General features: G+C 71.5%; 17 protein-coding genes. 1 reads left to right on the top strand and 16 read right to left on the bottom strand.

Annotated elements, in window-relative coordinates; translation table 11 throughout:
• Positions 1 to 196: 196 nt before the first annotated feature.
• Positions 197 to 2,461: a DUF3536 domain-containing protein gene (locus G495_RS22700; RefSeq protein ID WP_028586150.1), complete on the bottom strand. Its 2,265-nt coding sequence runs from the start codon at positions 2,459 to 2,461 to the stop codon at positions 197 to 199.
• A 161-nt stretch (positions 2,462 to 2,622) separates the two neighbouring features.
• On the opposite strand from G495_RS22700, the gene G495_RS0100240 reads away from it, so the two are divergent.
• Positions 2,623 to 2,892, top strand: a complete 270-nt coding sequence (locus tag G495_RS0100240) for a hypothetical protein (protein ID WP_028586151.1) — start codon at positions 2,623 to 2,625, stop codon at positions 2,890 to 2,892.
• 185 nt (positions 2,893 to 3,077) lie between these two features.
• Here G495_RS0100240 and lon read toward each other — a convergent pair whose 3' ends face one another.
• From lon to fabF, 15 genes are all read right to left on the bottom strand, one after another.
• Complete coding sequence (gene lon / locus G495_RS16785; RefSeq protein ID WP_084457655.1) at positions 3,078 to 5,636, bottom strand: endopeptidase La; 2,559 nt, start codon at positions 5,634 to 5,636, stop codon at positions 3,078 to 3,080.
• A 142-nt stretch (positions 5,637 to 5,778) separates the two neighbouring features.
• Positions 5,779 to 6,054: an acylphosphatase gene (locus G495_RS0100255; RefSeq protein ID WP_028586152.1), complete on the bottom strand. Its 276-nt coding sequence runs from the start codon at positions 6,052 to 6,054 to the stop codon at positions 5,779 to 5,781.
• A 73-nt stretch (positions 6,055 to 6,127) separates the two neighbouring features.
• Positions 6,128 to 6,808, bottom strand: coding sequence for a RadC family protein (gene radC, locus G495_RS0100260; RefSeq protein ID WP_028586153.1), 681 nt, complete (start codon positions 6,806 to 6,808; stop codon positions 6,128 to 6,130).
• A 114-nt stretch (positions 6,809 to 6,922) separates the two neighbouring features.
• Positions 6,923 to 7,930 carry a DNA polymerase III subunit delta gene (holA, locus tag G495_RS0100265; protein WP_028586154.1) on the bottom strand — a complete coding sequence of 336 codons (1,008 nt, stop codon included), beginning with the start codon at positions 7,928 to 7,930 and terminating at the stop codon, positions 6,923 to 6,925.
• Between the two features lie 10 nt (positions 7,931 to 7,940).
• Positions 7,941 to 8,447, bottom strand: a complete 507-nt coding sequence (gene lptE, locus G495_RS0100270; protein WP_028586155.1) for an LPS assembly lipoprotein LptE — start codon at positions 8,445 to 8,447, stop codon at positions 7,941 to 7,943.
• A gap of 4 nt (positions 8,448 to 8,451) precedes the next feature.
• The gene (gene leuS / locus G495_RS0100275) at positions 8,452 to 10,956 is read right to left on the bottom strand and encodes a leucine--tRNA ligase (protein ID WP_028586156.1); all 2,505 of its coding nucleotides are present in this window, start codon (positions 10,954 to 10,956) and stop codon (positions 8,452 to 8,454) included.
• 31 nt (positions 10,957 to 10,987) lie between these two features.
• Entirely contained in the window at positions 10,988 to 11,515 is a 528-nt protein-coding gene (locus G495_RS0100280; protein WP_156939527.1) for a hypothetical protein, read from the bottom strand.
• A complete protein-coding gene (gene nusB, locus G495_RS0100285; protein WP_028586158.1) occupies positions 11,493 to 12,002 on the bottom strand; it encodes a transcription antitermination factor NusB in 510 nt (169 codons plus the stop codon). The genes G495_RS0100280 and nusB overlap by 23 nt, the downstream gene beginning before the upstream one ends.
• A gap of 3 nt (positions 12,003 to 12,005) precedes the next feature.
• The gene (ribH, locus tag G495_RS0100290) at positions 12,006 to 12,476 is read right to left on the bottom strand and encodes a 6,7-dimethyl-8-ribityllumazine synthase (RefSeq protein WP_028586159.1); all 471 of its coding nucleotides are present in this window, start codon (positions 12,474 to 12,476) and stop codon (positions 12,006 to 12,008) included.
• 34 nt (positions 12,477 to 12,510) lie between these two features.
• Positions 12,511 to 13,737, bottom strand: coding sequence for a bifunctional 3,4-dihydroxy-2-butanone-4-phosphate synthase/GTP cyclohydrolase II (locus G495_RS0100295; RefSeq protein WP_028586160.1), 1,227 nt, complete (start codon positions 13,735 to 13,737; stop codon positions 12,511 to 12,513).
• A 52-nt stretch (positions 13,738 to 13,789) separates the two neighbouring features.
• Positions 13,790 to 14,455: a riboflavin synthase gene (locus tag G495_RS0100300; RefSeq protein ID WP_028586161.1), complete on the bottom strand. Its 666-nt coding sequence runs from the start codon at positions 14,453 to 14,455 to the stop codon at positions 13,790 to 13,792.
• A gap of 1 nt (position 14,456) precedes the next feature.
• Positions 14,457 to 15,608 (bottom strand): bifunctional diaminohydroxyphosphoribosylaminopyrimidine deaminase/5-amino-6-(5-phosphoribosylamino)uracil reductase RibD, encoded by a 1,152-nt coding sequence (ribD, locus tag G495_RS0100305; RefSeq protein ID WP_028586162.1) that lies wholly within the window; start codon positions 15,606 to 15,608, stop codon positions 14,457 to 14,459.
• Positions 15,595 to 16,053, bottom strand: a complete 459-nt coding sequence (locus tag G495_RS0100310) for a deoxycytidylate deaminase (protein WP_028586163.1) — start codon at positions 16,051 to 16,053, stop codon at positions 15,595 to 15,597. The genes ribD and G495_RS0100310 overlap by 14 nt, the downstream gene beginning before the upstream one ends.
• Positions 16,054 to 16,162: 109 nt before the next feature.
• Positions 16,163 to 17,404, bottom strand: coding sequence for a serine hydroxymethyltransferase (glyA, locus tag G495_RS0100315; protein WP_028586164.1), 1,242 nt, complete (start codon positions 17,402 to 17,404; stop codon positions 16,163 to 16,165).
• Between the two features lie 58 nt (positions 17,405 to 17,462).
• Positions 17,463 to 18,707, bottom strand: coding sequence for a beta-ketoacyl-ACP synthase II (gene fabF / locus G495_RS0100320; protein WP_028586165.1), 1,245 nt, complete (start codon positions 18,705 to 18,707; stop codon positions 17,463 to 17,465).
• Between the last annotated feature and the right edge of the window lie 60 nt (positions 18,708 to 18,767).

An 18,767-nucleotide genomic window follows, 5' to 3' on the forward strand; every position in this document is an offset into this window, starting at 1 on the left:
ATCTGGCTGTGCTTGTTTCCCGCCGTGCCCAGGCCCAGGCCCTCCGTCCCGGCTCCGCGCGGCGAGACTTCGCCGCGCCGTGCGGGGCCGGGACGGCGTGCGGGGTCGAGGGGGCGTTGCCCCCTCGCGGGGTGCAGGGGCGGCGCCCCTGCAGCGCATTGCGCGGCGCCCAGCGCGGCGCCCGGGACGGCTGACCCTAGGCCATGGCGAAGCCGAAGGCGCGGGCGGCGGCCCGGGCCTCGGGGGAGTCGGGGGCCAGCGCCCAGAGGCGGTTCTGGGTGGGCCACCAGTCGGGTTGGGCGTCCAGGGCCTGGGCGCGGGTGGCGAGGCGGGCCAGGGCGGCCCAGTCGGGTCCAGGCGCGGCGAGCAGGGCCAGGGCGGCGTGGTTGAGGGTCTGGGCAAGCTCCTGGCGGGCGGCGTCGGGCCAGGGGTGGGCGGTGAGCAGGGCGCGCAGGGCTTCGTCCTCGGGGGAGTCGGTGCCGTTGGCGATCCAGTGGTGGGCCAGGGCGGGCAGCAGGTGCTGCCAGTGGTCGGCCTCGTTCTGGGTGGTCTGGGCTTCGGCCAGGGGCAGGGTCAGGGCGCGGGCGGTGGCGGCGCGGGCGGCCAGGGTGGCGCGCTGGGCGGTGGCCGAGGCGGCGGCGAAGGCCAGGGCGATGTCCTGGCGCTTGTTCCAGGGCAGGTCGCGGGCGGCGAGCCAGGGGCCGTTGTCCAGGCGCAGGCGGCTGGCCCAGGGGTCGGCGGCGGGCGGCTCCCAGAGCAGGGCGTGTTCGGCGGCGGCTTCGCCGTGGGTGTGGCTGATGCGCGCGGTGCCTGGGAGGGCGCCGGGCTGGGCTGCGGGCGCGGCGTCCCAGCGGACGGCGACGCGCGCGTCGGGCCAGGCGTGGTCCACGGGGGCGCCGCCGGGGGGCAGGCCGGGGTTTTGGGCCCAGGCCAGGAGCAGGGCGTGCAGGGCGAGGCTGGCGGGGGTGCCGTGGCGCGGGCGGGCCTCCTGGCGCAGGATGTCGTCGCCGCTGCGGCCCTGGGGGTGGCGCGGGCAGGGGTTGGAGCGCGCCTGGGCCAGGGCCTGCTCCAGGGCGGCCTCCAGGGCCTGGGCGCCGCCGGGGATGTTCGTGCGCCCGGCCAGCTCGCAGGCGCGCAGGGCGTTGGTCAGGGCGTTGACGGGCTCGATGCGGTCCAGGTCATCGAAGAACCAGGCGCAACTGGCGAAGGAGGCCAGGGCGTGGCGCTGCATGGCCAGCAGCTCCCAGGCCTGCTGCCGGGCGGCGGGCTCCAGGCCGGGGGCGAGGTGGGCGGCGGCGAAGGCCTCGCCCCCGGCGGGCGCGGCGATGACGCGGCCATAGTCGCGCAGGGCGGCGGCGGGGTCGCGCAGCAGGGCCGGGGCGGCCTGGGCGTAGTGGGCGTCCAGGCGGGCCTTGAGGGCGGCCAGGGCCTCGCGCAGGGGGCCGCGCCAGGCCTGGGCCCAGCCCGGGTGGTCGCCGGTCTTGCAGCCGCAGTCGGCGCGCCAGCGCTCCACGCCGTGGACGCAGCTCCAGGACGAGGGCTCGTGCAGGCGCACCAGGCGCACGGGCGGGTGCGCGGCGAGGTGGGCGGCGAAGTTGGTCAGGCGCACGTCGGGGTCGGCCTGGGCCTGTTCCAGGCACCAGGCCAGGGCCATTTCGCCGAAGGTGAAGTGGTGGCCGTAGGTTTCGCCATCGGTGGCCAGGCAGACCAGGCCCGGGGCGGCGGCGGCGCGCAGGCGGCTCCAGAAGGCGCCGCCGTCGGTGAGCAGGCGCTCGAAGGCCACGGCCTGGGACAGGGCGCCGTGGTAGAAGAAGATGGCGATGGAGCGGCCCGAGGGCAGCTCGGCGCGGTAGGGCTTCGTGATGTCCAGGGAGGCTTCGTCCACAGGCTGCCAGGGGCCGCCGGGGTCGGCCACGGCGGCGGCCTGGCGCGGGGCCAGGACGGTGTAGGCGATGCCCGCCTCGGCCAGGGCTTCGAGGCTGGCGGTGTCGGCGGCGGCCTCGGGCAGCCAGAGGCCATCGGGGCTGCGGCCGTAGCGGGCTTCGAAGTCCTGCACGGCCCAGGCGGTTTCCACGCGTTTGTCCTCGGCGCTGGCCAGGGGCATGATGGTGTGGTGGCGGATCTGGGCCATGGCGTTGCCGAAGCCCAGGCGCGCGCGCGAGGCGCGGTCGGCTTCAAGGATCAGCTCGTAGGTCTCGGGGGCCTGCCTGGCCATCCAGGCCAGCAGAGTGGGGCCGAAGTTGAAGCTGATGAACTCGTAGGCGTTGACCAGGGTGCGGATGCGGCCCTGGGCGTCGAGCAGCCGGGCGCGGGAGAGCGGGGCGTAGCTTTCGCGGGTGATGCGCGCGTTCCAGTCGCGCCCGGGGGCGGCGCTGCCTTCGGGGAGCACGGCGCCGAGCCAGGGGTCCTCGCGGGGGGGCTGGTAGAAGTGGCCGTGGATGCAGAGATGGCGGTCGGTCATGGCGGCTCCTGCGCGCTGCGCTGCGTGGGGCGTGGTCCTGGGGGCTTGTCCGTTGTGGCGTGCCTGGGCGGGCAAGTCAACCGGGCGGGCGGTTCTTGACGGGCCGGGGCGCGTGCCGTAGGGAAGCGAAAACCCGCCGCACCGGGCATCAGGAGAACGCCATGAACGACGAACGGATTGAGCTGGAAGATTTGTCCCGCGAGGAGCTTTTGGAGGTTTTCGAGGGCGCCTTGTTCGAGCTGGTGACCGAGGGCAAGGAATATCCGGAGATCCTGGAAATGACCCTGGCGCTGGGGCTCAAGCATTTCGTCGGCGCCAAGCTGGCGGGCCGCACCCGCGAAGAGCTGGTGGAGCTGTTCCTGGACAGCGAGGCCGCCGTGGTGGCGCTGGTGGATTTCGCCGCCGAGCAGGGGCTGCTGGAAGAGGCGTAGGCCCGCGCGCCCGGGTGGAAAGGCGGCGGCCTCCCGAGGGGGGCCGCCGTTTTTTTGGGGGCCGGGTTGGGGCTGGGCCGGGCCGGGACCGGGGGCGCCGCCTGCTGGCCCGGGCGGCTCCCGGGGCCGGGGCGGCCCGGCGGGCCAAGGAAAAGGGGCGGCCCCTGGCGGGGTCGCCCCTTGTGCTATTTGGCGGCGGGCTTGCGCGCGGCCCCGGGCCTGGGGGCCGCCTTGGCCTTGCCCGCGCCCTTGCCCCGGGCTTCGCCCCGGGCTTCGCCCCGGGCTTCGCCCTTCCGGGGCGCGGCCTCGGGGGGCTGCTGGGCCTTGGCGGGGGCGGCCTTGGCCCCGGGGGTCTTGCGGCAGGCCAGGGGCCAGACCTCGTCGATGATCTCCACCGGGCGCACGGTGATGCGCCGGCGCAGCTCGGCGGGGATGTCCACGAGGTTGTGCTCGTTGTCCTTGGGGATGATCACCGTGTTCATGCCGTGGGCCACGGCGGCGAGGATCTTCTCCTTGATGCCGCCCACGGGCAGCACGCGCCCGCGCAGGGTGACCTCGCCGGTCATGCACACGTCGCCGCACACGGGGGTGTCGGTCAGCGCCGAGACCAGGGCCGTGACCAGGGTCACGCCCGCCGAGGGCCCGTCCTTGGGCGTGGCGCCTGCGGGCACGTGGATGTGGATGTCCATCTTCTCGGTGAAGTCGGGGTCGATGCCGAACTGCTTGGCCCGGGCGCGGGCGTAGGACAGGGCGGCCTGGGCGGACTCCTTCATCACCTCGCCGAGCTGCCCGGTGAGGGTCAGCTTGCCCTTGCCGGGCATGGCCTGGACCTCGATGTGCAGGATCTCGCCGCCGAAGGGCGTCCAGGCCAGGCCCAGGGCCACGCCCGGGGTCAGGCTGGCCTCCAGGGCGTCTTCGCGGAAGCGCGGCGGGCCGAGGAACTTCTCCACGCCGGAGGCGGTGACGCGGAAGGGGCCCTTGTGGCCTTCGGCCTTGCGCCGGGCCAGCTTGCGGCAGATGGAGCCGACCTCGCGCTCGAGGTTGCGCAGGCCCGCCTCGCGCGTGTACTCGCGCACGAGCTTGGCCAGCACGGAGTCCGAGAGTTGCAGCTCGCGGGGTTTCAGGCCATTTTCCGTGGCCTGACGCGGCAGCAGGTAGCGCCGGGCGATCTTGACCTTCTCGTGCTCGGTGTAGCCGGGGATGCGGATGGTCTCCATGCGGTCGAGCAGCGGCGCGGGCACGGTGTCCAGGGTGTTGGCCGTGCAGATGAACATGACCTTGGACAGGTCGAAGGGCACGTTCATGTAGTGGTCGGTGAAGGTGTTGTTCTGCTCGGGGTCGAGGACTTCGAGCAGCGCCGAGGACGGGTCGCCCCGGAAGTCCGCGCCGAGCTTGTCGATTTCGTCGAGCATGAACACGGGGTTGCGGTTGCCCGCCTGCTTGAGGCCCTGGATGATGCGCCCGGGCATGGCGCCGATGTAGGTCCTGCGATGGCCGCGGATTTCGGCCTCGTCGCGCATGCCGCCCAGGCTCATGCGGTGGAACTTGCGGCCCAGGGCGCGGGCGATGGAGCGGCCCAGCGAGGTCTTGCCCACGCCGGGAGGGCCCACGAAGCACAGGATGGGGCCCTTCATCTTCGGGTTGAGCTTGCGCACCGAGAGGTATTCGAGGATGCGCTCCTTGACCTTGGACAGGTCGTAGTGGTCCTCGTCGAGGATCTGCTCGGCCTTCTTGATGTCCAGGCGGTCGCGGGTCTGGCGGTTCCAGGGCAGCTCGATGATCCAGTCCAGGTAGGTGCGGATGACCGTGGCCTCGGAGGAGTCCTGGTGCATGGAGCCCAGGCGCTTGAGCTGCTTTTCGGCCTCCTGCATGACCTCGGCGGGCGGATTGGCCTTGGCCAGGGCCTCGAGCAGTTCCTCGATTTCCTCGGCGTCGTCGCCGCCGTCGCCCAGCTCGCGGCGGATGGCCTTCATCTGCTCGCGCAGGAAGTAGTCCTTCTGGGCCTTGTCCATGCCCTCCTTGGCCATGGACTGGATCTTGGCCTGCATCCCGGCGACCTCGACCTCCTTGGCCAGCTGGGCGTTGACCAGCCGCAGGCGCTCGATGGGGTCCACGCAGGCCAGGATGGTCTGGGCGTCGGCGACCTTCATGCGCAGGTTGGAGGCCACCAGGTCGGCCAGGCGCCCGGGGTCGTCCACGCTGGAGAGCACGCCCATGATGTCCGGCGAGGACACGCCGCGCAGGTTCATGATCTGCTCGCTCTGCTCCTTGGCGGCGCGCACCTGGGCCTCGTGCTCGCTGGTCAGATCGGTGATCTCCTGCTCTTCGAGCAGCTCGATGCGCGCCGTCAGCCCGGGGCCCTGGCCGGTAAACTCCGCCACCCGGGCCCGCGACAGGCCCTGGACGAGGATTTTCAGCCGCCCGTCGGGCATCTTGAGCATGCGCATGATCAGGCCCACGGTGCCCACGTCGTAGAGGTCGTCCGGCCCGGGTTCGTCCACGCGCTCGTCCTTCTGGGTCAGGATGAGGATGTGGCGGTCGCCGGCCAGGGCGGTCTCCACGGCGGCCACGGAGTGCTCGCGGCCCACGAAGAGCGGCAGGATCATGTAGTTGAACACCACGATGTCGCGCACGGGCAGGACGGGGACCTCGGTGGGGATCTTGGGCTTCTGGTCCTGCCCTTCGCCCTCCTTGGGGTCCGCGTCCGCGAGCACGAGGATGTTTTCCAGGGTGTCGTTGCTCATCTATGGTTCCTTTTCGGCCCGGGAGGGCCGTTTTTGGGGCGTACCGGACCGCAGGCCGAGCGAAACCCGGCCCGCAGCCACGCTGGGGGGACGCGCCCGTGGCGCCGGGCGCGGGCGGCGAGATCCGGGCCGGGGGCCCGGGTCAGGTCCTGATTTCGAAGCGGTCGTGCCGCTTGTCGTAGTCGATCCACTTGGAGCGCACGTCCTGGACGCGCGCCAGGGGCGAACCGGTCAGCAGCCGGTCGCGCAGCTCCTGCACGGCGGCCTCGTCGCCCTGGGCCAGAATTTCCACGGCGCCGTCGGCCAGGTTGCGGGCCCAGCCGGTGACGCCCAGGCTCTGGGCCTGGCCCTGGACCCAGGCGCGGAAAGCCACACCCTGGACCGTGCCGGTGACGATGGATTGCAGGCTGCGGATCATGGGCTGTCCTCCTTGCGGGGCTTGGCGCCGCTTGTCCGGTGTGCGTCCGTTTCGTCCTTGCCCTGGCCGCCGGTCAGTCCAGCAGGCCCTGGCTCCTGAAGCTCAGATAGCCCCCCGAAGCGACCACCAGGTGGTCGAGCAGGCGCAGGCCCAGGGCCTTGGCCGCCTCGTCCAGGCGGCGGGTGAAGCGCCTGTCGCTCTCCGAGGGCGCGGGGTCGCCGCCCGGATGGTTGTGCACCAGGATGATGCCGTGGGCCTCGAAGCGGATGGCCGCGTGCAGCACCTCGCGCACGGGCACCGCCACCTCGCCCACCGTGCCCTGGCCCACGCGCTCCCAGCCCACCAGCCTGTTTTTCGCGTCCACCAGGGCCAGCCACAACTCCTCGGTGGTCCTGTCGGCCAGGCGGGCCAGGGCCATGGCGGCCACACTGTCCGGCCCGTCGAGCACCTGGCGTTCGCGCAGGGGGCTCTCGGAGAGCCGGGCCCAGGTTTCGCGCCACAGGGCCCAGAAGGCCTCCAGGGCCGGGCCGAAGCCGGGCACGCGCCGCAGGTCCTCGGGCCGGGCGGCGAACACCTCGCGCAGGGTGCCGAAGCGCTGCAGCAGCGCCTTGGCCAGGGGCTTGGTGTCGCGCCGCAGCAGCACATGGCCCAGGAGCAGCTCCAGCAGCTCGTAGTCGGCGAGCTGGCGCGGGTCGCGCAGCAGCCTGGCGCGCAGGCGCTCCCGGTGGCCCGTGTAATGCGGTTCCTGCTTCATATGAGCACTTCCTGCCCGGCTGGCAAGGGGGGCTGGCGTGGTTTGGCCCGGAAACCGGGCTCCAAGGCCACTTCTACCCGCATGGGGAGGGGGATTCAACCCGAAACAGGGGCGCTAGCGGCGCGCGGGGGCCGATTTGGCGCCGAATGCGGCGTGCAGGCCCATGATCATGGCCTCGAAGGCCTGCTCGGGGCTGCGCTGGCCGGTCTTGACGCCGAATTCGGCCTGCATGGCCAGGTCGAAGACCCGGGCCGCGGCCCGGGGGCCCACGCGCCGGGCCACCTCGGCCTTGGCGCGCTGGGCGCCGGGGGGCATCCAGGCCGAGGGCGGCTCGCCGCTGGCCAGCTCCCACAGCAGGCGCGCCTCGCGCTGGAGCAGGGAGAGGAAGGCGAAGAAGATGTCGTCGCTGGCGCTGGTCTGGCGGTTGTCCAGGACCTTCTTCCAGACCTGATCGCTGGAGCGGCCCTCGATGATGGCGGCGATGAAGGCGAAGACGTCCATGCCCACCTCGAAGGAGACCAGGCCGAGGTGCTCGCCGGTGATGGCGCCGCCGGGCCCGGCGGCCAGGGCGATCTTGTCCAGCTCGTTCTTCGCGCCCAGGGCGTCGCAGGGCAGGGCCTGGCACAGGGCGCGCAGGGCGTCGGGGGCGACGGTCAGCCCGGCGCGGGCGGCGTGGGCGCGCACGAAGTCCTCCATGCCCTGGGGGGTCAGGCCCGGGGAGGTCCAGACCCAGCCGCGCTTTTCGGCCACGGGCCAGAACCTGGTCTTGACCAGCACCGCCGGGGGCTTGGGGCCCTTGCGGTCGGCCTCGGCCTCCAGGCAGAACACGGGCCAGATGGCGGCGTTGAAGCTGCCCAGGGGCTGGGTCAGCTTGTCCCAGGTTTCCTTGAGCAGCTTGTGGGCCCGGCGCACGACCACCAGCCGGGGCGTGCCCATGAGGTCGGGCACGGTCAGGTCGGCCCAGAAGGAGCCGGGCAGCTCCTCGTCGCCCCAGTGGACGCGCCGCTCCCAGGGGCGGCCCTGGCCGTGCTCGGCCACCAGGGCGTCCAGGCGCTGGCGGATCAGCTCCGGGTCGGGGCACAGCAGGAAGCTGAAGCCGGGTCTGCCTGGGGGCTGGGCCATGGGCGCTCCGTCAGTAGTTCTGGGCCATGCGGTCCACGGCGCGGCGCACGGCCATGTCCAGCACGTTGGCCTCGGCCTGGGTCCGGTCGTTGCCGGTGAAGGACTCGCTGGCGCCGACCTTGTCGGCGGACCAGACCAGCGCGCCGTCCGAGCGGCGGAAGATCTCCACCGTCAGCGAGATGCTGGCGCTGGATTTCAGGGTCTCGTCGTCGGAGCCGGTGAGCGAGGTCTGGGAGGTGAAGCGGTGCACGGTCACGTCCACATAGGCCGTGGCGGCCTCGCGCGAGGCCCAGGCCACGCGGGCCCGGCGGGTCAGCTCGTCGCGCAGGGCCGAGCGCAGGGTGGCTTCCAGGCCGGGGGCCATGGTCGGGTTGGTCACGGTGCGCAAAAACAGGCTGCGGCAGTCCGCAGGCAGCTTGAGCGGCGCGTCCGGCTCGGCGGAGTTGCGGTAGCCGGAGCAGGAAGCCAGAACCAGGCCCAGGGCCAGTGCCGCCAGGACGTGAAGAACCCGTTGCATGACGCTACCCCACCACGATGTTCACGAGTTTGTCGGGCACGGTGATGACCTTGCGCACGGTGTGGCCTTCCAGGTGTTTGGCCACGTTGGGCTCGGCCAGGGCCAGGGCCTGCATCTGCGCGCCGTCCGCCCCGGCGGGCACGGCCACGCGCCCGCGCACCTTGCCGTTGACCTGCACGATGACCGTGACCTCGTCCACGGCCAGGGCGGCCTCGTCGTGGGCGGGCCAGGGTGCGCTGGCCAGCAGGGTGTCGTAGCCCATGCGCTGCCACAGCTCCTCGCAGAGGTGCGGGGCCACGGGCGAGAGCACCACCAGGGCCGAGCTGATGGCCGAGGAGAGCGCCCGAGCGCCGTCTGCTGCGCCCGCCAGCTCGTCCTTGGCCAGGTACAGGGCGTTGACCAGCTCCATCACCGCCGCGATGGCCGTGTTGAACTGGAAGTTGGCCATGATGTCGCGCTGGACCTTCTGCACCGTCTGGTGCTCCTTGCGGCGCAGGTCGCGGGCGGCCTCGCTGAGGGCGGCCCCGTCCATGGCCGCGCAGGGGCCCACGGGCGAGAGCACGGGCAGCAGCTCGTCCACCAGCCGCCACAGGCGCTTGAGGAAGCGCGAGGCGCCTTCCACGCCCTGCTCGCTCCACTCCAGGTCCTTTTCCGGCGGCGCGGCGAACAGGCAGAACAGGCGCGTGGTGTCCGCGCCGTAGGTGCGGATCATGTCGTCGGGGTCCACCACGTTGCCCTTGGACTTGGACATCTTGGACCCGTCCATGAGCACCATGCCCTGGGTCAGCAGGTTGGTGAAGGGCTCGTCCAGGTCCACCACGCCCAGGTCGCGCAGGGCCTTGACGTAGAAGCGCGAGTAGAGCAGGTGCAGGATGGCGTGCTCGATGCCGCCGATGTACAGGTCCACGTTGAGCCAGTATTTCAGGGCCTCGGGGTCCAGGCCCGTGGCCTCGTCGCGGGCGCAGGCGTAGCGCATGAAGTACCACGACGACTCCATGAAGGTGTCCATGGTGTCGGTTTCGCGCCGCGCGGGGCCGCCGCAGGTGGGGCAGGTGGCGGCCAGGAAGCTGTCGGTCTCCGGCAGGGGGCTCTTGCCGTCGGGGAGGGTCTTCACGTCCAGGGGCAGCAGCACGGGCAGGTCGGCCTCGGCCACGGGCACCACGCCGCAGCGCTCGCAGTAGACCACCGGGATGGGCGCGCCCCAGTAGCGCTGGCGCGAGACGTTCCAGTCGCGCAGGCGGTAGTTGACGGTGGTCCTGCCCAGGCCGCTGTGGGCCAGATGGTCGGTGATGGCTGCCTTGGCCTGTTCGTTGGGCAGGCCGTCGAAGGGCCCGGAGTTGACCAGCACGCCCGGGGCGGCGTAGGCGGCGTCCATGGTCGCGGGGTCCAGGGTCTGGCCCTCGGGCTGGATGACCACCTGCATGGGCAGGCCGTATTTGCGGGCGAACTCGAAGTCGCGCTGGTCGTGGGCGGGCACGGCCATCACCGCGCCGGTGCCGTAGCCCATGAGCACGAAGTTGGCGACCCAGATGGGCATCTGCGCGCCGGTGACGGGGTTCACGCAGTAGGCCCCGGTGAACACACCCTCCTTTTCCAGGTCGTCGGCGCCGCGCACGATGCGGTCCATGTTGCGGACCTTGTGCACGAAGGCCCGGGCCTGCTCGGCCAGCTCGGAGTCGGGGCAGGCAGCCAGCAGCTTTTCCACCAGGGGGTGCTCGGCGGCCAGGCTCATGAAGGTCGCGCCGTAGAGGGTGTCGGGCCGGGTGGTGAACACGGCCACGCGCTCGTCCATGCCCTGGACCTGGAATTCCAGCTCCGAGCCGAGGCTCTGGCCGATCCAGTTGCGCTGCATGGTCAGCACGCGCTCGGGCCAGCCGGGCAGCTTGTCCAGCCAGTCGAGCAGCTCGCCCGCGTAGTCGGTGATGCGCAGGAACCACTGCTCCAGCTCGCGCTGCTCCACGGCGGAATCGCAGCGCCAGCACAGGCCTTCCTCCACCTGCTCGTTGGCCAGCACGGTGTGGCAGCTCGGGCACCAGTTCACGGGCGATTTCTTGCGGTAGGCCAGGCCCTTTTCCAGCAGCTTGAGGAAGTAGAGCTGCTCCCAGCGGTAGTAGCCGGGGTGGCAGGTGGCCAGCTCGCGGTCCCAGTCATAGGAGTAGCCCAGGCGGCGCAGCTGGGTGCGCATGGTGGCGATGTTTTCGTAGGTCCACTTGGCCGGGTGGGTGTTGTGCTTGACTGCCGCGTTCTCGGCGGGCAGGCCGAAGGCGTCCCAGCCCATGGGGTGCAGCACGTTGAAGCCCTGCATGCGCTTGAAGCGCGCCACCACGTCGCCGATGGAGTAGTTGCGCACGTGCCCCATGTGGATGCGCCCCGAGGGGTAGGGGAACATTTCCAGCACGTAGAACTTGGGGCGGGAGGGATCGACCTGGACCTTGAAGATGCCGCGCTCTTCCCAGGTCTTCTGCCATTTGGCCTCGATGGCCTCGGGGGCGTACACGCTTTCGGGCATGGGAATTCCTTGCTTGCGCCTGCGGGGGCGTCTACTGGCGGTTGAACAGCGCGGGGAACAGCCGGAAAAGCGTCCTGCGCACGGGTTTGTCCTTGAGTTCCTCGGTTTTGTGCCGCACCTGGAGGTCGATGTCGAGCCGCTGGTCGAAGGCCACATGGGCGAAGGCCCGGGTCCAGGCGTCCACGCTGCGCTGGGCGGCCTTGCGTCCGTCGTCGCCGATGATGACGTACACGTCGCCGGCGGTGCGGTAGTGGGCCCAGAACTCCAGGCCCCAGCCCGTGAGGCGCTGGCCGGGGGGCAGCTCGGCGGCGTCGGCCACGCTCTGGGCGTCCAGGCTCCAGGCGGGCCAGCGCAGGTCGGCCAGGGCCAGGGCCATGTCCCGCGACCACTGGGCCAGCTCGCTGCCCCAGGCCACGTTCCAGCGCAGCTCGACGCTCTGGCTGCGGCGCTCGTGCCACGCGCGCAGGGTCGGGCCGCCGCCGGGCGCCTTGCCCACCACCACGCGGGGCGTGCCCCGGGGGCACTGCGCGGCGTCCTTAACGAACCCTAAGTTCACCATGTTCCACGGCCCTGGCCACGGCGTCGAGGATGCCGTTCACGAAGTTCTTGGAGTTGTCGTCGCCGTAGCGTTTGGCCAGCTCCACGGCCTCGTTGATGGCCACCTTGAGCGGGATGTCGTCCAGGTAGAGCATCTCGTACAGCGCCACGCGCAGGATGGTCAGCTCCACGCGGGCGATGCGCGCCAGCTTCCAGTGCTGCGAGAAGCCGGTGATGGTCTTGTCCAGCTCGTCGCGCCGGGCCCAGACCCCGGCCACCAGGGCCCGGGCGAACTCCTCGCGGCCCGAGTCGCGCCCGTCGGCGTCGGCGTCGCAGGGGTCGCAGGCCTCGGGGGGGGTGTCCTGGTCCTGCTCCTGGCGCGCCTCGGGGGCCAGGGCCACGGCGCGCGCCGTGTCATCGCCCTCGGGCGGGGCGAAGCACAGCCCGTAGAGCACCTCGAAGGCGCGGCGGCGGCCCGAGCGGCGGCCACCTTTCTTGGTTGCGTGCATGGGCTAGAGCTGCTCCATGACCCGGACCATTTCCAGCACCGCCGAGGCCGCTTCCACGCCCTTGTTGCCGGCCTTGGACCCGGCGCGCTCGATGGCCTGCTCCAGGGTGTCGGTGGTCAGCACGCCGAAGCCAATGGGCACGCCCGTTTCCAGCATGGCGTGGGCGATGCCCTTGGCGGCCTCGCCGGACACGAAGTCGAAATGCGGGGTGGCGCCACGGATGACCGCGCCCAGGCAGATCACGCCGTCGTAGTTGCCGCTGGCGGCCAGCTTCTTGGCGGCCAGGGGCATCTCGAAGGCCCCGGGCACGCGCACCAGGGTCATGTTCTCGCGCGTGGCGCCGTTGCGGGTCAGGTAGTCCACCGCGCCGCCCACCAGGCGGTCCACGATGAAGTCGTTGAAGCGGGCGGCCACGAGGGCGAAGCGCAGGCCCTGGGCCTGGAACTGGCCCTCGATGGTCTTGATATGGTGCATTGCGTTTTCTCCTTGGGGGATGGGGCCACGGGGCCTAGGCGCGCTTGTCTTCCGCGTCCAGGTGCAGGAGGTGGCCCATCTTTGTCTTCTTGGTTTCCAGGTAGGTGTGGTTCCACTGGCAGGCGGTGATCTCCACGGGCACGCGATCCACGACCTCCAGGCCGTAGCCTTCCAGCCCCACGATCTTCTTGGGGTTGTTGGTCATGAGCCGCATCTTGGTCACGCCCAGGGAGACCAGGATCTGCGCGCCGATGCCGTAGTCGCGCAGGTCGGCCTTGAAGCCGAGCTTGCGGTTGGCCTCCACGGTGTCGTAGCCCTCGTCCTGCAGGGCGTAGGCCCGGATCTTGTTGCACAGGCCGATGCCCCGGCCCTCCTGGCGCATGTAGAGCAGCACGCCCTTGCCCTCGGCGGCGATCATCTGCATGGCCGCCTGGAGCTGGCCGCCGCAGTCGCAGCGCATGGAGCCCAGCACGTCGCCGGTCAGGCATTCGCTGTGCACGCGCACCAGCACCGGCTCGCCGGGGGTGATCTTGCCCATGACCAGGGCCAGGTGCTCCTTGCCGTCCACCTGCGAGAGGTAGGCGTGGGCCGTGAACTCGCCGCCGTAGCACGAGGGCAGCCGCGCCTCGGCCACCTTGTCCACGGCCATGTTGCCGAACTTCATGCGGTATTCGATGAGGTCGCGGATGGTGGCGATCTTGAGATCGTGCTTCTTGGCGAACTCCACGAGGTCGGGCATGCGGGCCATGTTGCCGTCCTCGCGCATGATCTCGCAGATGACCCCGGCGGGGCGCAGCCCGGCCAGCTTGGCCAGGTCCACGCTGCCCTCGGTCTGCCCGGCGCGGGCCAGGACCCCGGCGGGGTTGGCGCGCAGGGGGAAGACGTGCCCGGGGGTCACGATGTCCTCGGGGCTCACGGTGTCGCTGATGGCCGTGAGGATGGTGGTGGAGCGGTCGTAGGCCGAGATGCCCGTGGTCACGCCCCGGCGGGCCTCGATGGACACCGTGAACGGCGTGCCGTAGCCCGACTCGTTCTTGGTGGTCATCATCGGCAGTTGCAGGCGCTCCACCAGCGGCGGGGCCATGGACAGGCAGATCAGCCCGCGCCCGTGGGTGGCCATGAAGTTGATGGCCTCGGGCGTGGCGAATTCGGCGGCGATGGTCAGGTCGCCCTCGTTTTCCCGGTCCTCGTCGTCCACAAGAATGATCATCCGCCCCTTGCGGATTTCCTCGATGGCCTCCTCGGCCTTGACGATGGGCATGTGTGGTGTCCTCGCGAGGGGCGGGCGGTGCGCCCGGCCCCGGTGTGTCGTATCAGAATCCGTGCCTGCGCAGGAAGTCCTCGGTGATGGCGCCGCCCGGGGCGTCGGCCCCGGGGGCCCCGCCCCGCGCGGCCCAGGGGCCGAGCATACGCTGCACGTACTTGCCGATCAAGTCCGTCTCCATGTTCACGCGCCGCCCCGGCGCCCAGGCGGCGATGGTCGTCACCCGCCGGGTTTCGGGGATGACGTTGACCTCCAGCCAGTCGTCGCCGCAGGCGTTGACGGTCAGGCTCACGCCGTCCAGGGCCACGGAGCCCTTGGGGATGACCTGGGCCCCGAAGGCGGCGGGAAACGCCAGCCGGTAGACCATGGATTCGCCCGCCGGGCTGGCGGCGGCCACCTCGGCCAGGCAGTCCACATGGCCGGAGACCAGATGCCCGCCCAGGCGGTCGCCCAGGGCCAGGGCGCGCTCCAGGTTGACCGTGGCGCCCGTGCGCAGCGCGCCCAGGCTGGTCACGCGCAGGGTCTCGGCGGAGGCGTAGGCCGAGAACCAGTCCGGCCCGAAGGCCTCCACCGTCAGGCAGGCGCCGTTGACGGCGATGCTCTCGCCGCGCGTGAAGCCGCCCATGGCCGCCGGGGCCACGCGCAGGCGCGTCTGGGCGCCGCGCGGCTCCAGGCCGGTCACCGTGCCGGTGCATTCCACCAGTCCCGTGAACATGCTAGCCGTCCTCCCGGGGGCGGTAGATGAGCAGAACGTCCTCGCCGCTGGGCCGGGCCTCGGTCCAGCGCAGGGCCAGGGCCTGGTCCATGGTCTGCGGGGCCAGGCCGTCGAACAGCGGCCGGGCCTGCCCGTCGGCCAGGACCTTGGGGGCCACGAAGAGCCGGAACTCGTCCATAAGCCCCGCGTGCAGGAAACTCAAGGCCAAAGACCCGCCGCCCTCGCACAGCACGTACCACGCCGCGCACTCGGCGCGCAGCCGGGCCAGGCCCGCGCCCAGGTTCAGCCCCGGGGCGGCGGGCGCCCCGGCGGACGGCACGGGCGGCAGGGCCCAGACGCGGCAGCCGCGCGCGCGCAGGGCGTCGGCCCGCCCGCCTGCGGCCCCGGCCTCGTCGGTCCAGAAGATCGTCTCGCCCGGGCGTTCGCGGGTCAGGGCGCAGTCGTCCGGCCCGGGCAGGGCGCGGGTGACCACCACGGCCAGGGGCTGGGGCCCGGGGGCGGGCACGTCGCCGGGCAGGCGCACGGTGAGCCGGGGGTCGTCGGCGCGCAGGGTGCCCCCGCCGACGATGACCGCCTGGCAGCGCGCGCGCAGGGCGTGGACCGCCGCGCGCGACTGGGCCCCGCTGACCCAGCGCGAGTGCCCCGTACGCGTGGCGATGCGCCCGTCCAGGGTGCCGGCCAGTTTGAGGTAGACGTAGGGCCGGTCCGTGCGCTGCCAGACCAGGAAATCCGCCACGAGGTCGCGGCACAGGGCCTCTTCCACCCCCAGGCGCACGGCCACGCCGTGGGCGCGCAAAAAGTCCGCCCCGCCCCCGGCCACGGGGTTGGGGTCGGCCATGCCCGCCACCACCTCGCGCACCCCCGCTTCCAGGATGGCCCGGGTGCAGGGCGGGGTCTTGCCCTGGTGGTTGCAGGGCTCCAGGGTCACGTAGAGGGTGCAGCCTGCCGGGTCCACGCCCTTGGCCCGGGCGTCGGCCAGGCACTGCGGCTCGGCGTGGGGCCCGCCGTAGCGCTGGTGCCAGCCCTGCGCCAGCACCTCGCCCCCGCGCACGAGCAGCGCGCCCACGCAGGGGTTGGGGGCCGTGGCGCCCCGGCCCAGGCGGGCCAGGGCCGCCGCCTGGCGCATGAAGTCCTCGTGGCTAGGGGCGTGCATAGGCGATGCGCGTGAAGGTCACGCCGGAGTCGGCCATCATCCGTTCGGCCAGGGGGTCGGGGTAGGCCTCGGCGAAAAAGACGTTCACCACCTGGGCGTTGATGAGCATCTTGGTGCAGATGAGGCAGGGCTGGGTGGTACAGTAGATGTCCGCGCCGCGGATGCTCACGCCGTGCAGGGCGGCCTGGATGATCACGTTCTGCTCGGCGTGCAGGCCGCGGCAGATTTCGTGGCGCTGGCCCGAGGGCACGCCGAGTTCCTCGCGCAGGCAGCCGATGTCCAGGCAGTGGGGCGTGTCGCTGGGCGCGCCGTTGTAGCCCGTGGCCAGGATGCGCTTGTCGCGCACGGCCACGGCGCCGACCTTGCGCCGGGTGCAGGTGGAGCGCTCGGCCACCAGGTAGGTGATGCCCATGAAATAGTCGGGCCAGGACATTCGCGTGTGCATGTGCCTCCACCTCCGGGCCCGGGGGCCGGGGGGCTTGATGTCAATGCGCGGCCCGGGTGCCGGGTCCGCGCGCCGGGGCGGGGGGCCGCCCCGGCGCGGGCCGGGCGCGCTACCAGGTGAAGAGCGGGAAACGGCTCGTGTAGCCGCGCACCGCAGCCTTGATCTCGCCCAGGCGCGCCTCGTTGGTCACATCGGCCAGGGCGTCCACGATCCACTGGCCGACCTGCTCCATGTCGGCCTGCTTGAAGCCGCGCGTGGTCATGGCCGCCGAGCCCAGGCGGATGCCCGAGGTCACGAAGGGCGAGCGGGTGTCGAAGGGCACGGTGTTCTTGTTGGCCGTGATGCCCGCCTTGTCCAGGGCGATCTGGGCGTCCTTGCCGGTGATGTTCTTGTTGGTCAGGTCCACCAGGATCAGGTGGTTGTCCGTTCCGCCGGAAACCAGGTCGAACCCGGCGGCCAGCAGGGGCTGGGCCAGGGCCTGGCAGTTGGCCACCACCTGGCGCTGGTAGGTCGCAAACTCGGGGCGCAGGGCCTCGCCGAAGGCCACGGCCTTGGCGGCGATGACGTGCATCAGCGGGCCGCCCTGCATGCCGGGGAAGATCTGCGAGTTCAGGCGCTTGCCCAGGTCGGGGTCGTCGGCGAGGATCATGCCGCCGCGCGGGCCGCGCAGGGTCTTGTGCGTGGTGGTGGTCACGATGTGGGCGTGGCCCATGGGCGTGGGGTGCACCCCGGCGGCGATGAGCCCGGCGATGTGGGCCATGTCCACCATCAGCGTGGCGCCCACCTCGTCGGCAATGGCCCGGAAGCGCGCGAAATCGATGATGCGCGGGTACACGGTGGCCCCGGCGATGATCATCTTCGGGCGGCAGTCCTTGGCGGTTTTCTCCAGGGCGTCGTAGTCGATGCGCCCGGTCTCGCGGTCCACGCCGTAGGCCTTGATGTCGTAGAGCTTGCCGGAGAAGTTCACCGGGCTGCCGTGGGTCAGGTGGCCGCCGTGGCACAGGTCCATGGCCAGCACGGTGTCCCCGGGCTCGCAGGCCGCGAAGTAGGCGGCCATGTTGGCCTGGGAGCCGGAGTGCGGCTGCACGTTGGCGTAGGCGCAGCCGAACAGGGCCTTGGCGCGGTCGCAGGCCAGGTCCTCGACGATGTCCACGTATTCGCAGCCGCCGTAGTAGCGCTTGCCCGAGTAGCCTTCGGCGTACTTGTGGGTCAGCACGCTGCCCATGGTCTGGCGCACCGCCGGGGAGGTGAAGTTCTCCGAGGCGATGAGCTCCACGTTGTGGATCTGGCGGTCGATTTCCTGGGTGACGGCCTTGGCCACCTCGCGGTCTTGCAGGAACAGTTCTTCCATCGCGGTTTCCTTCCTTGATGCTCTGTTGCGCGGGCCCTGCGGGCCCGTGGCGGGCCCGCTAGCCCTCGAAACGCTTGAACAGCACCGAGCCGTTGGTGCCGCCGAACCCGAAGGAGTTGGACAGCACGTAGTTGACGCGGCGGCGCACGGTGCCCTGGGCGGTGTAGTCCAGGTCGCATTCCTCGCCGGGGGCGTCGAGGTTCACGGTGCCCGGGATGGCGCCGTGGTGCAGGGTCAGCACCGAGAACACGCCCTCCACGCCGCCCGCGGCGCCCAGCAGGTGGCCGATCATGGACTTGTTGGCGGTGATGGCCACGTTTTTGGCGTGGGCGCCGAACACGGTCTTGATGGCCCGGGTTTCGCACAGGTCGTTCAGGAAGGTGCTGGTGCCGTGGGCGTTGATGCAGTCCACCTCGGCGGGCGAGACCTGGGCCTCGCGCAGGGCGGCGGTCATGGCCAGGGCCATGCCCGAGCCGTCCTCGGGCGGGGCGGTCATGTGGTAGGCGTCGGCCGAGGCGCCGAAGCCCACGACCTCGGCGTAGATGGTCGCGCCGCGCTCGCGGGCGTGGTCCAGCTCCTCGAGCAGCAGCATGCCGCAGCCCTCGCCCATGACGAAGCCGTCGCGGTCCTTGTCGAAGGGGCGCGAGGCGCGGGCGGGCTCGTCGTTGCGGGTGCTCATGGCCTTCATGGAGCAGAAGCCGCCCACGGCCAGCGGGCTGATGGTGGACTCCACCCCGCCGGTGATCATGGCGTCGGCGCGGCCCAGGGCGATCTCGCTGAAGGCGTAGCCGATGCCGTGGGTGCCCGAGGCGCAGGCCGAGGTGATGGCCAGGTTGGGGCCCTTGGCGCCGGTGAAGATGGCCGCCTGGCCCGGGGCCATGTTGCCGATGACGATGGGGATGAAGAAGGGCGAGATGCGCCGGGAGCCGCCTTCCATGTACTTGGCGTGCTGGTTTTCGATGGTCTCCAGGCCGCCCAGGCCGCAGCCGAGGATGGTGCCCGTGCGGGGGGCGTTGGCCTCGGTGATGGCCAGGCCCGCATGGGCCAGCAGGGCCTGCGAGCAGGCCACGGCGTACTGGGTGAAGATCTCCATACGCTTGGCCTGCTTGAAGGGGATGTGCGCGGTGGCGTCCCAGCCCTTGACCTCGGCGGCGATGGTGGTGGCGAAGTCGGAGGCGTCAAAGCGCGTGATGGGGCCCACGCCGCTGACGCCGGCCAGCAGGTTCTCCCAGCTCGTTTCCAGGTCGTTACCGATGGGGGTGATGGCGGAAAGTCCGGTAACGACTACCCTTTTCCTGTTCATACGTCCTCGCTTGAGCCCTGTGGGGCGGCTCATCGGGGTGGGGTTGACGGAGAAAACGGA

This window comes from Desulfocurvus vexinensis DSM 17965 (assembly GCF_000519125.1).
In the GTDB taxonomy this organism is placed as follows: Bacteria; Desulfobacterota; Desulfovibrionia; order Desulfovibrionales; family Desulfovibrionaceae; genus Desulfocurvus; species Desulfocurvus vexinensis.